The organism is Cyanobium sp. Alchichica 3B3-8F6, from assembly GCF_024346435.1.
Taxonomy (GTDB): domain Bacteria; phylum Cyanobacteriota; class Cyanobacteriia; order PCC-6307; family Cyanobiaceae; genus Cyanobium_A.
Map to the genome: position 1 here is coordinate 1 of NZ_JAGQCZ010000027.1, position 13,076 is coordinate 13,076.

Genomic DNA, 13,076 nt, shown 5'->3' on the forward strand with positions numbered 1-13,076 from the left:
TGGAATCAAGCTGATCAACTGCTGCGCCTGGGATTTGGGGCATGGAGGTGAGCCATTCCCGCCGACCAAAGCCGATGCTGTCAGACCCCGCCAGCACTCCGTAGACACACTTTTAGGCGGCCCTGGGTAAGCATGGGGATCAATCGTTTAAATCCGTAACTTTAACGTCCGCGTGCAAGATGTCACCTACAAACCGCGCAATCTCTGGCGAACGCTGACCTTTCAGCGGTTACGCCTCTGCATCAAAGAGGCCACGGCTGGACTTTGCACGCACAGCGATTGCATGCAGCTCCTGCATGACCTCACTACGGGTTGTTGAGTGGTGCCAATCTGGTGCTGTGCCTCGCAAGCCCATGGGCCGTCTCCCACTGCTGATCGTTGTCGCCATCAGCTCCCTGTCTGCCGGCAGCGCCCTGGCCCAGCAGCCGATACGCCCTCTCCCGAAAGTGGGAGGCTGCCCGCTCGGCTACTACAGCTCCGGCAGCTACTGCATGCCCAGCAAGAGCGGCAGCACCCGCGGAGCCATCGAGAAGGTGGGCAACAGCTGCCCGCTGGGCTTCTATTCCTCAGGCAACAACTGCCTCAGCAGCCCCAGTAACGATCGCGAGGCGATTGAGGAGACCGGCAACTCCTGCCCGTTGGGTTGGTTCAGCTCCGGCAACTACTGCGTCAAGAGCCGCTGAAACATGGGCTTTCGTTTCCGCCGCTCCACCCGCCTGGATCCGCTGCGCTTCAACTTTGCCAAGGGTGGGCTTAGCTATTCAGTCAAGACAGCACAATAATCTCAGGTGCTGCTGTCAATCTTGATGCTCAGGATGCTAATCAGCAACGCGGTTATCCCCACCTGTTGACCTAGGTGAAATGGATGGTGGCGCGCTCTTCCACAGGCCGGAATCAACAGGGGCGTCAACCATTGCCTTAAGAGTAAGCCTTAGGCTGGTGAGGCCGCCACTAAGTATTGACGCTTGGCAGGCCGCTTGAACATTACCCGGAGTACCACTACATGCAATCTCTGCCTGGATACAGTGGTCCACGCTGCCTTCTGCTTGGCGTACAAAGACATACGCGAGGTCAATTGCCTCCTGAATGTTTAGCTGCAGCTCCTCAGAGAAGAGGTATACTGATCTGGCCTTGGTGGACAGATCGATGCCATGTACCAAGCATACTTCATCATTGCGTTGCCGCGCTGCCAGCGCAGCTGGTGTGGAAGGCGTGTCTTGTTCGGTATCCATGATTGAAAAATTCCCAGGCATGATAATGCCTGGGGAAGAAACTTGAAATAGTCGGAGGTTCTTATCGTTCAGAACCAATTGTCAAGCATGTTGGGTGGGCCTAAGCGGCGAGATGCATGGGCATTCTGCAGATTGATCTGGGCCTGCAGGGCAATGATGCGGGCTGTATTATCAGCCACGTTGTTACCGCATGACACCTGAGCTGCTGCGGCGGAGAGCATGTTTTCCAGCTGGTTTTTAGGGGTAAAAATCATGACTGTGTGGTGGCAGAAAGAAGTGGAGGTGGCAGTCAAAAGTGGGTCTTCAGAAGAAACGGGGCTTGCGCTTGTTCTGATCGGCCTGCTGCTGGGCAAAAGAGCGACCCCAGCCGTTGGCATAGCGTCGATCCAGGGGAGTGGAAGCGGTTGGTCTTCCGGAGGAATTGGGCAGTTGGGGCAGTTGTATGGGACGAATGCGTATTGGTTTCATAAGTTGGGGGTGGAGGGGATATGGGCCGCAAAGGCTGTGTGCTTGCGACATTCACTCCTCGTTTGGGGTGTTAGGTGCTGATTCCAAAGTCGCTGCACTGCTAAAGCGTCAGATCTCAAAGAGTTTGGAACAGACGCTGGCGCAGTTGTTCGGCCAGGACAGGGTTGTTGCGTGCCCAGGCTTCGAGATTGCGTTCTTTGAGATACGCCTCCCAGGTGCTGCCCGGCGCGCCTGCTGTCGGAGTGGTTGCAACCGGTTGCTGCGGGGCCGGTTGGGCCAGCAGGTTGTCGGGTAGTGCCGCAGATGCGGCGGCGCGTCCGCCACCGGGCAAGGCCTGAAGACGCTCCGGCAGCGCTGCTGGAGCAGAGCCAGACGCCACTGCCATCTTGAGATCCTCGAGGGAGCGCGTCTGACCCATGGCCAGACCTGTAAACATGGGCAGCTCGGTTTTGAGTCTGTTGGCTGGGCGGGAATTGGTGAAGCGAAAGCTGAGAGTGGTTTTCTGCCCGGTCTGGTCGTAGCCGACCACATTGAAAAAAAGATCGGCCGTGCGGCCTGCTTTGGAGCCGGCGATGCCGCCTCCAATCAACCCACCGAGCAACCCGATGGGGCCCAGCAGCAATCCTCCGCCGATGGCTCCCAGAGTGGCGGCTCCGAGGGCTCCGGCAGTGCCTTTGCCAACGTTGAAGCTCTCATCGCCGCCGGTGAACCATTGCGCGATTCGAGGCGTAGGGATGAAGCCAGCTGGGCCGCTGATCCCGCTGGCATCGAGATTGATCGTGCAGGGTGCGTCACCACACAGGGCGTCGTAGGCGGAGGCGTAGATGGGGAGCTGGACGCTCAGCAGGCTGGCGAGCAGCGGGGCAGGCAGAAGCCTGCGGATTGGATGGATGGGCATGGTCAGATCAAGGATCTGCTGGCTTCTCGTTTGCTGCCGAAAGGTCTGATTCCAGCGATGTTCGGGATACTGATGCTGACTCTTTTGTTCAGTCGCTCACACCCTCTGAACCATCCAGAAGCCGATGGTTCAGACCAGACAGGGCTGTACTGAGCACTTCGCCAATCACGCGCGTCCCTGCGGGGGATACCAGAAATCGACCGAGCCCCACAACGGCACATCCGCCCAGCACCGCTGCTCCAGCACCGAGAGCACAGAGGCTCACCGTTTCAAGGGTGGATCGTTGCTGCAGAGGATCAATGGGGGTGTTTGAACAAGCGGTGATCACCTCCGCTTCGATCAAAGGGCCTTGGCTTGGTGTAGCAGTGGAGGCCGGGGGCTCAGCGATTGGCTGAGGCTTGGCAATCACCTCAATTGAGGCAATCTTTTGTGTAGGAAATGTTTCTGGATAAGGCAGCCGACAGAGAAAAAGATCATCCAGCTCATCCCAGAGCTCCTGATCGGTGATTGCCAGCCCATCTGGTCCACTGGGGCCAAATACCTTTGCGACATACTTCAATAGATGATCTGAATTCTCAAGGATGGTGAGAATTAGCTCCAGTTTGACCTTAAATTCATCCTCGCTGACCGTTGATTTGTCACCATCATCTTCCACAAAGATAATCTTTTGAGCTCGTTTCTTACAGGAACGATGCCATTGTTCGCAGCGCTTTTCCAGGATGTCGTGCGCGTCGATCTGTGCTCGGTAGGAAAGTATGGGTTCAGCCCCATCCGGTCCAAAGAAATCAAGCACGTATGCGCTGAGGAGGCACGGATCGTTGACGATGGGAAAGTAAGTCTTGTGCTGACGTTTGACGAGCTCAAGGCTTGATACCTGTTCGATAGCTGATACGGAGCAGGGGTTGCAGGTGGAATTCATGGCTTGAGGCCCAGGCTTTGAAATTTGCGTTCAGGTCGGCGAGATCAGCAATAGAGATATGTGGCACAGCTGTTGGGTTGGTAGCGCACGTTGTTATTCAGGCCAGGAATGTAAGAGCCATAGCGTGGCAGTTGAGGTTGCTGATACCGCGCCGGGCCGAAGTAATCACCACTGCTCCAGCCATTGCTGCGTTGGTAGTCCATCTGTTGCCGGCTCATACTTGGAACCCACTGGGCTGATGCTGGTTCCGCCATCAGTGCTCCAGCCAGAGCAGTGGAGGTGGAGATGGCGGCGAGGAGGTTGAAGAAGGTTTTCATGTGTGGAGGCCCTTGGGCCGTGATCGACACCCCCTCTTCGTTTCTGGCTCCTTGGGGTGATTCCATCTGTGGCGCTTTTGGTTCTGGCTCTGGGGATGGGTGTGCGCCTCTCATAGCCCTGGGATCGGCCTCCAATCGCCAACCAGCTGCCAGGCAGCCCAGTAGTAGGGGGCGTTCCAGACCAGGCCACTTTTGGGATCTTTCACCCAGCCATCCCTGAATTCTTTCTGTGTGGCAGCAATCGCATCGCTGCGGCCCTCTCCAGCCTTGAGACGCTTGTAGAAGCGAGTCATGAACTCGGCCGTAGCTGCATCATCTACCTTCCAGAGCGAGAGCAGTGTGCTCCGAGCGCCGGCAACTGTGAGGGAGCGCTGTAGGCCGTATACACCTTCACCCGTTCGAATGATTCCATTACCTGTATCGCAAGCGGACAAGACTACTAACTGAGTTCCTTTTAGATTAAGATTAGCCGCCTCAGCCGCAGTTAGATAAGCATCCTCATCTGCGTTCAGATTTAGGCTGTTAGCACCTGCGAAAACCAGGCCACTGCCTAACTCCGGGCGCTCATTGCGCAATGATTTCATTGGCGATTGAGGTTTCTGCGTATCCTCCATAGGTGACTCCTCTTCATTCGCGACAAAAAAACCATGTGTAGCTACATGCAGCACTAATGGGTTCTGCCGTCTCTTAAGATTTGATTTGCTTGCTGCAATACCTGTAAGGGCTTGAGTATTAAGAAGCTTGGCTATTTGGCGGCCTTCCAGCTCGGTACCGGGCAGAGTTCGCCAGCGGAGACCGACAAAACTCTCTGGCCGCCTTTGAGGCTTTAACGTTGATTCCTTTGACTCAGTATGAAGCACGCTGCGCGCAGGTTGATGATCGTAGTCGGGATTTGCTATTACGATTGATTCGCTGCCAGCGGAATCGACTTCGTTAAGACGCAGCAATTCGCGACTTGTGCTAAGAATTCTTAGCTTTACTGCTTGAGATAGGTTTGTCGAAGGATTCTTCGGGGCAGGTAGAGCGGTAAATGGAACACGATTCAGTTCGCCATCGGGGGAGATAAACCACTGACGGCTGCCATCCAGTTCTTTTAGTAGCGGACGCAATATCTTGTCGCTCAGCTTTCCCCAGATAGCATCAGCATCACTATTTGCCTCCGCAGAGGCGCTCAAGCCTTCTTGAACTGATTTATCTATTGCTCTTGCTGAACCCAGTGAAACCACACTGATACTGGCATTTGGCCTTAAGACAAAAGCCACATACTCTGGCTCACCCCATTGTTGAGCTTTTGAGCTTCCGGTATGAAAAGGTCGAAACTGCTGGATTTCAATGACGACCCCATCCGGCGGAAGCAAGCTTGCTACCTCCTTGATACTTATAGGATCAACTCTTAGATCCTGTGAGCTCAGATAACTTTGTGGGTAGGCTCCCTGGGGAGTTTCTCGAAAAGAATTGGGATGAGTTAATTCATGCAAGCTTGACATCGCGACACGCGGCTTACTCCTGGGCCGCTGGAGCCCATTCTTTTGAGACATGATATATTCATGCTGCTTTCTTTCGATTTCCTGGATAAGTCCTTGGCGATTAAGCCTCACAAATAGGGCAACGGAGGACCCTTCTTTATGTGTAGCTGCATATTGGAATACTCTGTGAAATTGTTCATCTAGGCCTCTGATAAAGTCTTCCCTTTGGCTCTTTGTGAGCAAAGGAGCTTCTTCGCGTGCGAATCTGAAGAGCAGCTCGAACCCATTCATTGCATAAGTAGCGGCCTTTTGAAAGTCTCCTTGCTGCACCTGGCTGTATGCCATTGAAAGCAGGAGGTGGCCTTTGTCGGGATGGTTAGGGAGTTCTTTGTCAAGCAATGCAATCGCATGCGTATAGATCTCATCAGCTTTTGTGTACTCTCGGCGATCAATATTGATTGACGCCATTGTGACTAGCAGTGTTGCAAATTGGAATGTCTCACTCCGCCCGCTTGCCTTGGCAGCTTCTATCTGTCCAAGCAACAGCTCTTGCGCTTTTTCTTTATTTCCTTGTTCAGCATAAAAAGATGCAAGCCCTTCTGTGAATGCATCTTGAGAAAGCAATACTTCTACGTTTTTACTAGATTGCGTTGTTGATATGGCTTTAATATACAGCTGCTCGACATCAGACGTGCGTCCCTGCCTTCTGTAGAGATTGGCCAGATTGCTATAAGAGTTCGCCAGGAGACCGGAATCGACCTGGTAGGACTGTCTTGAGCCCAATTCCTGTATCACGCTCAGGTATCCTTCTTCTGCCTCTTTGTATCTATTTTGCACAGTGTAGACCGATGACAGGTTGTGCAGGGTGATTAGCTTTTGATGTTTTGCCTTTGTATTGAGGCTTGTGCCATTCGCTGATAGAGCTTTTAGCATGTATTCTTCTGCCTTGCCCAGTCGTCCTAGTGCATAATAAATAGAGCCAATCGCGTCATGCTCAATTGCCGTATCAAGGCTCCCTGGGCTGATATTGACCTCGTATATGCGAAGTGCTTCTAGCTTGGTCTTGAGGGCTTTTTCATACAAGCCGGACAAGGCTTCTATGCGACCAAGAGATGCCAATACGTAACCTCTATATTGGTCGTTGGTCCTGTGTAAATGATTGCTCTGCTCTGCAGCAAGTCGCCATAGACTAAGAGACTCCTGTATATTGCCGCTCTCTTCTGCGAGTCTTGCTCGATCGACTATGATTTTGATATCGGCTGGATTTCCAGCTCCCTTCTTGTTGGCAAAATTCCACTCTTCCGCTAATTCTGCTTGAAAGCGTGGGAAGGCCTTGTTTTGGATGGTTGAGTCAGGTCCGAGGTCCCCAATTGAGAGGGATAGTGGCACGATCCTTTTTGTCAAGCGTTCTTGATTGTATCTTCTATTATTAAACGGTTGAGCATGCGCGACTCCAATGAGCAGTGCTAACGCGATACATGTATTGCTGTAAAGTATTGCAGATAGAATCGAGTAACCTGTCGCTTGCTCTCCGCAATCCATGACTCTTTTGTGCGGATGTGAGTAGTAGACCTTGTGGCGGAATGAGTTCAGCTCCCCCAGTCTGGTGGCCTCTGGAGGGATAGTCGTGTGTGTCTTTGCGAGTGAGACGACGTTTGATTCCTGTTCTCTTAGTGCAGACTGGATTAGTGATTCTCTGTGACCGTTGTCGTGAACATGGATGGCTACGACACTCTTAGACAGCTCTCCGGTAATGGGATTCGTTCCAAGAAGCTGCCCAATGTTCGTTTTGGGCTTACGGCTGAGCAGGCTGAGCCTAATCATGCTCTCGATCAATCCCTTTTCAATTCTAGCAAGGCTGTTCCGGATCCAATCCCGCTCTTGTGCCTGCGCTGCAGGATCAGCCATGCGCTTGAGGCCTGGCTGCGGGCAACGCACCACAAGCACGGCCAGCGTCATGGCCTGGATCTGCTGGCCATGGCCAGCTACGCCCTCGACGACGAGGGCAAGCTCACGCTCCGCACGGGGCCTTCAACAGAGGAGCCATTCACCGCTGCACAACTGGCCGCAATGCCCCAGGGGCTGATCAGCCCCTTCTCGGCCGAGATCTTGCGCAGCTACAACCCGGCGCTGTGCGGCCTGCCCCACTGGGCCCGCCTCAAGATCCAGGCCCATAACGGTCTCAAGGCTTATTTCAAGCAGCACGGGTTGCTGCTGATTTCAGATTGGGCTCTGCTGCGCCACAGCAGCGGTAAAAGGGTGCGCGAGGCCTGCGAACGCCACTTGCGCAGCACCTCGTCGGTAGAAGCCGTGCGGGAACTGCATGCCCGCTACCTGCCCCTTTATGACCAGGCCCTTAAGGAGCACAAGGCCCGCACCGGCAAGGCAGCTGGTTGGCAGCCCACGCTTGCCGATGCGAGGGAACTGGATTCCGAGCGAGATCCCTTCGACACCATTGCGCTGCTCAAAAGCATCGCCACAGCGATCCGCCAGTACTTGACGGGTTCGACAACCCAGAGCCTGGACCAGGCCGCTGAGGCTGGCCGTGATCCTGTTGATCCGCGCTCTCTGCCGCAATCCGACAGTGACGGCGTCGACCGCGCTGAGCTTCAGGGGTTGATCGATGCAGCCTTACAGCGCGCCATGGATCAGCACATGCCCCAGGTGCTCTCAGCAGGGGGCAAGAACATTGACTTGTTGCGCTGCCTCTGGGCTGGCTGGGCTGTGGGCCTCACCAACCGCCCCCTGGCCGAGCGCTGTGGCACCACCCCCGGCACGATCAGCAAGGCGATGCGGCCCACTGAGCACGCCACTGCCATCGCCACCACTGCCGCAATCGAGCTCAAGCGCCATGAGGCCTTTGCCAGCTGCGGCGCCAGCGTGGAGGCCGCAGAGCGGCTGGTGGGTGCCTTGCGGAATCACCTGCTTGAGCCAGAACGAGAAGGAGACATCGCCCCTCTGCGCCATTGGGTGCAGGCCCACCTGAGTCAGGCATGACAGACGAAACCGCACCCAACGAGCTGCTGCCGATGCCTGCTGGGGCAATCGAGCTGCCCGTAGATACCTTCGCTGACACGCTGCGTGCACTGGCTGTTGCAGCACTACGGCAGGCCCTGGTCGAGCGGCGACTCGCCTTGCCCCTTGGCCCTGAAGCTGCAGCAGAAGACGATGGCCGGTTGTTGAGCCTCAACCGCTTTGGCTTGCAGCTGGCCACCGCTGGCATCAGCGCCGATCAGATCGCTATCGACCCAGCCCATTGGGCCGAGGTGGCTACAGCGCCCCAATTGCTTCTGGCCGCCCTCGTGGATGAGGAAAATGACGTGGTCTGCTTCCCCGGTGTTCTCACCGGCCAGGAGTTTGTGGCTGCGGCAGAAGGCGCCACTACCGAGGGTGCCCAGCTGCTACTGCCGACTGATGCCTTCGCTGGTGGTCTTGATCGACTGTTGACTCTGGTGCAGTTGCTGGAACCTGCGGCCCTCCCGCGTCTCGCCTTCCGATCTGGCACCACAACCCTGCAACGACAGGTGGTGGTCGTGTCTGACTGGCTCACCGGCCAGCTCGATGGCGCCCTGGCCCAACTGTTTGGCGCCCAGTGGCAACCCGTGACGCAAGGAGCGTTCTTTTCTGTGGGGATTGCTGCGCCTGATGCCAATGCCCTGGCTCTGGTGGCGATTCCCCTGGGACTTGATGGGCAGCAGCTGGTGTGTGGCCAGGCCGCTGATCACTGCATCGAGCGCTTTGTACTGCAGATGATTGCCACTGGCAGCTCCGCTTCCTCTCCAGACGGGCTGGTGTTGCGGCTCACAGCTGCCATGGCCGGCGACCTACTCCCCGACGGCCTCACCCTGCTCGCCAGCCAGGGCAGCCACGAGCAGCGACAGAGCGCTGTTGCCGATACCGGTATCGAGCTTGTGTTTCATGGCGGGCAGACGTTGATTGATGTGCGTCTCAGCTACCCGGGCAGCACTGATCTGGTGCTGCCGCCTCTGCAGCTGCCGGGCTGATGGGCGCGCGTATTGACCTGTTGATCCGCCAGCAGACGGATCAACCTGAACAGTTGCAGGTGTATGTCTCAGCAGCTGGACGGCAGGGGGCCTTTGTGCTGCCGTTGCCAACCGATTTGATCACCTTGCAGCAGAGCTGGCGCCAACGCTTTCTGCGCCATCACGATCCAGCCTTCTTGTGGCCAGAAGGTGCGGCGGCTGTGAACTCTTGGAGCGAGCGCCTTCTCCAGGGCCTGGAGCAGTGGTTGGCTGAGCCCCTGTGGCTGCCATTACAGAAGCTCTTGCAGGACTTGCCCGGCATTCCCTTGGCGCTCCGATTTGATGGGCTGCCAGAACCACTCACCAACCTTCCCTGGCAAGCCTTGCCCCTGCACAGGCAGATCTGGCGGCTTGATGGAGAAACCCCTGCCGCAGCACTTGCACCCAGCCCTGCAGCGAGGGCCCGCAAGCCCAGGATTCTGTTGCTCGTCGGTTCAGAAGAAGGGCTTTCGCTCAATGGTGAGGTTGCACACCTGCAGCAGCTCAACCAACGCGGCCGCATTGCACTGCAGGTGCTGCGTGGTGCCACCAGTAGTGCAGCCGCTCTCCGCAGTGCCCTGGCTCAGAGCAGCGGCTGGGATGCCCTGATTTACCTCGGCCACTCCAGCAGTGGTCCTAAAGGCGGGGTGTTGCATCTGGGAGATGGCAGTCAGCTCGATGGCCAGGTTCTTGAAAAGGACTGGGCCATCGCAGCAAGGGCTGGCTTGCGGTTGTTGTTGTTCAACAGCTGTAGCGGTCTACAACTGGCAAACCACGCTGTGCGGGCGGGACTGCAGTGGGCTGTCTGTTTTCTCGAACCCGTGCCAGCGCCAGCTGCAGCGTTGGCCTTTGAGCAGCTGCTGGCAGCACTGGAGGCTGGAAGTGAGCTTGGCACCGCCTTGGATGCAGCTCGCCGGGAACTGATCAGCAGTGCCGGTTATGAGGGTTGCGGGCTGCTGCTGGCCGCGGTGCGTGCCCCCACAGCCCAACCATTCCACTTGCCCTTGCGCCGTCGTCGTCAGTTGCTGCTGCGCCTTGGGCAGAGCACGGGCAGGCAGGTCTACGCAGCAGCAGCACTCACGGCCCTGGCCTTTGCCATGGAGCTCACGCCCTCCAATCCGATCAGCACCTACCTGCTGAACCGCCGCCTTGAGGTACAGCGCATCTGGCGACAGCTGAACAACCAGAGTGGCTTCCGCCCTGTACTAGGTAACCCAGCTATCCCTGTTCTGTTGCTGGATTCATCAACCACCATTCCAGCGCTTGGCGTAGCTCCAACCCCTGATCACACCCCACGGTTGGCTCTGGCGGCAGTGTTGCAGCGCAGCCCGGTGGATCAGGTTCCAGTGGTGGGGCTCGATTTGCTGCTCGACCAAGACCAGCCTGGAACAAACGTTTTGGCAGCCGTCATTGGTCGCCAGAGTCAACGACGGGTTGTAGCTGGTGAGCTGAGTCCTTTCAGCGACCCAAGCCAACAGAAGAGCAGCAGCGACTGGTTGCGGCAATCACCTCTGGTTGCCGCAGGACTGGAGGTGGCTGACCTGGCAGTGGGCACGGCAGCAGGCAGCGCTCAATTGAAGCCAGTGCCGATATATCTCCAGTACGCGATTAACAGCAACAACTTTGCGGGGGCGCTTTCAAGCGTCTCCCAGCCCCTGCTGCCGGCTGATCGGGTCATCGACTGGTCGCTCAACTGGGCTGAACAGATCCAGCTGGTGCAACCTCGCGAGCTTGCGACTTTGCGTGCCCCACTGCTGCTGGTGGGCACCAGTGGCCGGCTGGCTGATGGATCGGCGGATCTCTTTGCAGCCCCGGCAACGGTGCAGGACGCTCTGCTGCGAGGCGACAAAGCCCTTTGGGACGGCAACGCCCGTGAGGTGCCAGGAGTTCTGGTGCAGGCCGTGTTGATCCAGTCGCTCAATCGAGGCCACTGGCTTACCCCCTTGTCGCTGAGTCTCTGTACCATCTCTGCTGCAGGGCTCGGCGTTCTGCTGGCGGCACTACTGGAGAAGCGCCAGCATCGATTTGCTGCTGTCGTTGCCATCACCACCGCCAGTTGCCCTGTGGCGTTCTCCATCGCAGTACTGCAGCTCTGGTTGCTGCCGCTGCTGCTCCCACTGGTGGCACTTGGTGCCACCACCTTCTGTCGTGACGACTGATCAAGCAACCATGAAAATGCCTCGGCCACTAATCAGCGCCTGGCCCATGGCCTTTGCCCTTCTTGTAGGCCTTGGCACCGGGTCAATTGCTGCTGCTCAGCTTCAGAACAAGAAGCCTGCCGCGACCCAGCTCACAACAGCGGCGCCGCCCCGCAACGTGATTCAGAAACTGCGCGATTTCCTGGGCATCAACCCACCGGTGGCTGTTGGAGGCAGTCGCAGTGGCCCTGGGTGGCGGGTCTGCTTACTGAGCCCGTGGACCAACAGCCCACTGGGTGTCACGACACCAGTCCTGGAGGCGGTAGGGCCCCTCAACGAACTCCGCCTCGAGCAGGGCGGTCAAGTGCTGTGGCAAAAGCGAGCAAGCTCTACCGAGGCGATTGAGGGTCCAACCAACTGGCCAATCAGGCCCCTGAACCCAGGTGAAGTCATCACGCTCAAGGTGCGGCCACGCGGTGCATCAGGTGGTGACTTTGCCAGTTACACACTGCGCACTGATAATGCAGAAGCTCTTGAAACGAATCGGATTCAGCTTGAGCGACTTGGGCGTGAACCCAAAACCTGGTATCGCCACATCGAATCCATGAGCCCCAAACAGGTAACTCTGCTGGCACCGCTGCTCGCCAGTCCCAACGCACCAGCTGCGCTGCGTCAACAACTTCAATGCACAGGGACACGCAATGAATCCTGAAGAAGTCATCTCGTCGGATGGCGAAACCGTTCGGGTCAGCATCAACTTGAAGCTGGCAACCTTGGTCTGGCTGGATGATCTCAAGGAAGCCTTTGGCCTAAGAAGTCGAACTGATGTGCTGAACCGACTCCTGGAGGAGCTGATGCCCAAAGAAGAAGAAGAAAGTGATCCGCCGGATCATCTGAGCCAAGAACCTGACGTATCTGACTGAGCCGCAAGAACGTAGCCTGAGGTGAATGCCATGCTGCCAGACTCAGCCCTGCTGCAACAGCAAGAGGATGGTGTGCCGCAGATCAGCTCTCTCTTCTAGTTGATCCAACAGTCAACGCAGGGCTGTTTCTCGCTCATGAAAGCCAAGCTCTCCTCGGAGCTGGTTCAGAAGATCATGGTATCGATCTGCAGAAGCAATCGGCTTGCTCGCACGCTTCTTGGCGGGTCCACGCAGAAACGCCGGCAGCTCAGGTTCAAGGCAGCAGGTGCAACAGGGGGCTTGGTCATCGACTTGTCTCGTCTTGGCGGGGCTGCATCGGCTCGCAGCTCAAGCGTCATGGCACCGGCTTCGTGGCAGCACCGAAAGGGAAACGCGCACTCGGGTGGCAGGCAATGGCGCGTTTGATGGAAGCAGCTGGTGACCCCTTCCATCCGGGTCTGTACGCCACACCCAAGGTGGAGTCGTTCTGGGCAACGGTGCCCGGGCTCACCGGTAGCGCCCCTCCGAGTGGTGTAACTCAGGAGGTCCTGTGACCCTTTCCGGAGGGTGAACAGGAGCAGTCAGAGGATGACTGCTTGGAAGCTGATTGCGCAGCTCCATTCATCCACTATGAACCCTGATCGCTGAATTGGCAACTCAGCGATCGATGTGTTCTGTGTAGATCGAGGGAGGAGCTGGTGCGCTTCAGCGGAT

13 protein-coding genes are annotated in these 13,076 nt (G+C 57.0%); 7 read left to right on the forward strand and 6 right to left on the reverse strand.

The features are described 5' to 3' along the window. The first annotated feature begins 353 nt into the window (after positions 1-353). Together KBY65_RS13415 and KBY65_RS14145 are read left to right on the forward strand one after the other, a co-directional pair. Complete coding sequence (locus tag KBY65_RS13415; RefSeq protein ID WP_255001931.1) at positions 354-683, forward strand: hypothetical protein; 330 nt, start codon at positions 354-356, stop codon at positions 681-683. Positions 684-686: 3 nt separating this feature from the next. Next, on the forward strand, positions 687-782 hold the full coding sequence (locus tag KBY65_RS14145) for a DUF4236 domain-containing protein (RefSeq protein ID WP_409996652.1): 96 nt from the start codon (positions 687-689) through the stop codon (positions 780-782). 36 nt (positions 783-818) lie between these two features. Here the strand turns inward: KBY65_RS14145 and KBY65_RS13420 are convergent, their stop codons facing one another. The 6 genes from KBY65_RS13420 to KBY65_RS13445 form a co-directional block, all read right to left on the reverse strand. Continuing rightward, positions 819-1,310 (reverse strand): hypothetical protein, encoded by a 492-nt coding sequence (locus KBY65_RS13420; protein WP_255001932.1) that lies wholly within the window; start codon positions 1,308-1,310, stop codon positions 819-821. Then, a complete protein-coding gene (locus tag KBY65_RS13425) occupies positions 1,301-1,525 on the reverse strand; it encodes a hypothetical protein (protein ID WP_255001933.1) in 225 nt (74 codons plus the stop codon). The genes KBY65_RS13420 and KBY65_RS13425 overlap by 10 nt, the downstream gene beginning before the upstream one ends. Before the next feature lie 290 nt (positions 1,526-1,815). After that, positions 1,816-2,598 (reverse strand): hypothetical protein, encoded by a 783-nt coding sequence (locus KBY65_RS13430; protein WP_255001934.1) that lies wholly within the window; start codon positions 2,596-2,598, stop codon positions 1,816-1,818. Between the two features lie 88 nt (positions 2,599-2,686). Beyond that, positions 2,687-3,517, reverse strand: a complete 831-nt coding sequence (locus KBY65_RS13435; RefSeq protein ID WP_255001935.1) for a hypothetical protein — start codon at positions 3,515-3,517, stop codon at positions 2,687-2,689. A gap of 44 nt (positions 3,518-3,561) precedes the next feature. Beyond that, positions 3,562-3,834 (reverse strand): hypothetical protein, encoded by a 273-nt coding sequence (locus KBY65_RS13440; protein WP_255001936.1) that lies wholly within the window; start codon positions 3,832-3,834, stop codon positions 3,562-3,564. A 110-nt stretch (positions 3,835-3,944) separates the two neighbouring features. After that, positions 3,945-7,259 (reverse strand): CHAT domain-containing tetratricopeptide repeat protein, encoded by a 3,315-nt coding sequence (locus KBY65_RS13445; protein ID WP_255001940.1) that lies wholly within the window; start codon positions 7,257-7,259, stop codon positions 3,945-3,947. Positions 7,260-7,277: 18 nt separating this feature from the next. Between KBY65_RS13445 and KBY65_RS13450 the strand changes: the two genes are divergently transcribed. The 5 genes from KBY65_RS13450 to KBY65_RS13470 are packed head-to-tail and all read left to right on the forward strand — an operon-like array spanning position 7,278 to position 12,383. After that, on the forward strand, positions 7,278-8,297 hold the full coding sequence (locus tag KBY65_RS13450) for a hypothetical protein (RefSeq protein ID WP_255001941.1): 1,020 nt from the start codon (positions 7,278-7,280) through the stop codon (positions 8,295-8,297). Then, positions 8,294-9,304 (forward strand): hypothetical protein, encoded by a 1,011-nt coding sequence (locus KBY65_RS13455; RefSeq protein ID WP_255001942.1) that lies wholly within the window; start codon positions 8,294-8,296, stop codon positions 9,302-9,304. Before KBY65_RS13450 ends, KBY65_RS13455 begins: the two co-directional genes overlap by 4 nt. Next, positions 9,304-11,481 carry a CHAT domain-containing protein gene (locus tag KBY65_RS13460; protein ID WP_255001943.1) on the forward strand — a complete coding sequence of 726 codons (2,178 nt, stop codon included), beginning with the start codon at positions 9,304-9,306 and terminating at the stop codon, positions 11,479-11,481. The genes KBY65_RS13455 and KBY65_RS13460 overlap by 1 nt, the downstream gene beginning before the upstream one ends. 46 nt (positions 11,482-11,527) lie before the next feature. Continuing rightward, a complete protein-coding gene (locus tag KBY65_RS13465; RefSeq protein ID WP_255001944.1) occupies positions 11,528-12,172 on the forward strand; it encodes a hypothetical protein in 645 nt (214 codons plus the stop codon). Beyond that, positions 12,162-12,383, forward strand: a complete 222-nt coding sequence (locus KBY65_RS13470) for a hypothetical protein (RefSeq protein ID WP_255001945.1) — start codon at positions 12,162-12,164, stop codon at positions 12,381-12,383. The genes KBY65_RS13465 and KBY65_RS13470 overlap by 11 nt, the downstream gene beginning before the upstream one ends. The last annotated feature ends 693 nt before the right edge of the window (positions 12,384-13,076 follow it).

Coding starts and splice junctions, on each gene's coding strand:
- KBY65_RS13450 (WP_255001941.1), top strand. CDS start 7,278: ATGGCCAGCTACGCCCTCGACGACGAGGGCAAGCTCACGCTCCGCACG.
- KBY65_RS13445 (WP_255001940.1), bottom strand. CDS start 7,259: ATGACGCTGGCCGTGCTTGTGGTGCGTTGCCCGCAGCCAGGCCTCAAG.
- KBY65_RS13470 (WP_255001945.1), top strand. CDS start 12,162: ATGAATCCTGAAGAAGTCATCTCGTCGGATGGCGAAACCGTTCGGGTC.
- KBY65_RS14145 (WP_409996652.1), top strand. CDS start 687: ATGGGCTTTCGTTTCCGCCGCTCCACCCGCCTGGATCCGCTGCGCTTC.
- KBY65_RS13465 (WP_255001944.1), top strand. CDS start 11,528: ATGGCCTTTGCCCTTCTTGTAGGCCTTGGCACCGGGTCAATTGCTGCT.
- KBY65_RS13415 (WP_255001931.1), top strand. CDS start 354: ATGGGCCGTCTCCCACTGCTGATCGTTGTCGCCATCAGCTCCCTGTCT.
- KBY65_RS13440 (WP_255001936.1), bottom strand. CDS start 3,834: ATGAAAACCTTCTTCAACCTCCTCGCCGCCATCTCCACCTCCACTGCT.
- KBY65_RS13455 (WP_255001942.1), top strand. CDS start 8,294: ATGACAGACGAAACCGCACCCAACGAGCTGCTGCCGATGCCTGCTGGG.
- KBY65_RS13435 (WP_255001935.1), bottom strand. CDS start 3,517: ATGAATTCCACCTGCAACCCCTGCTCCGTATCAGCTATCGAACAGGTA.
- KBY65_RS13430 (WP_255001934.1), bottom strand. CDS start 2,598: ATGCCCATCCATCCAATCCGCAGGCTTCTGCCTGCCCCGCTGCTCGCC.
- KBY65_RS13460 (WP_255001943.1), top strand. CDS start 9,304: ATGGGCGCGCGTATTGACCTGTTGATCCGCCAGCAGACGGATCAACCT.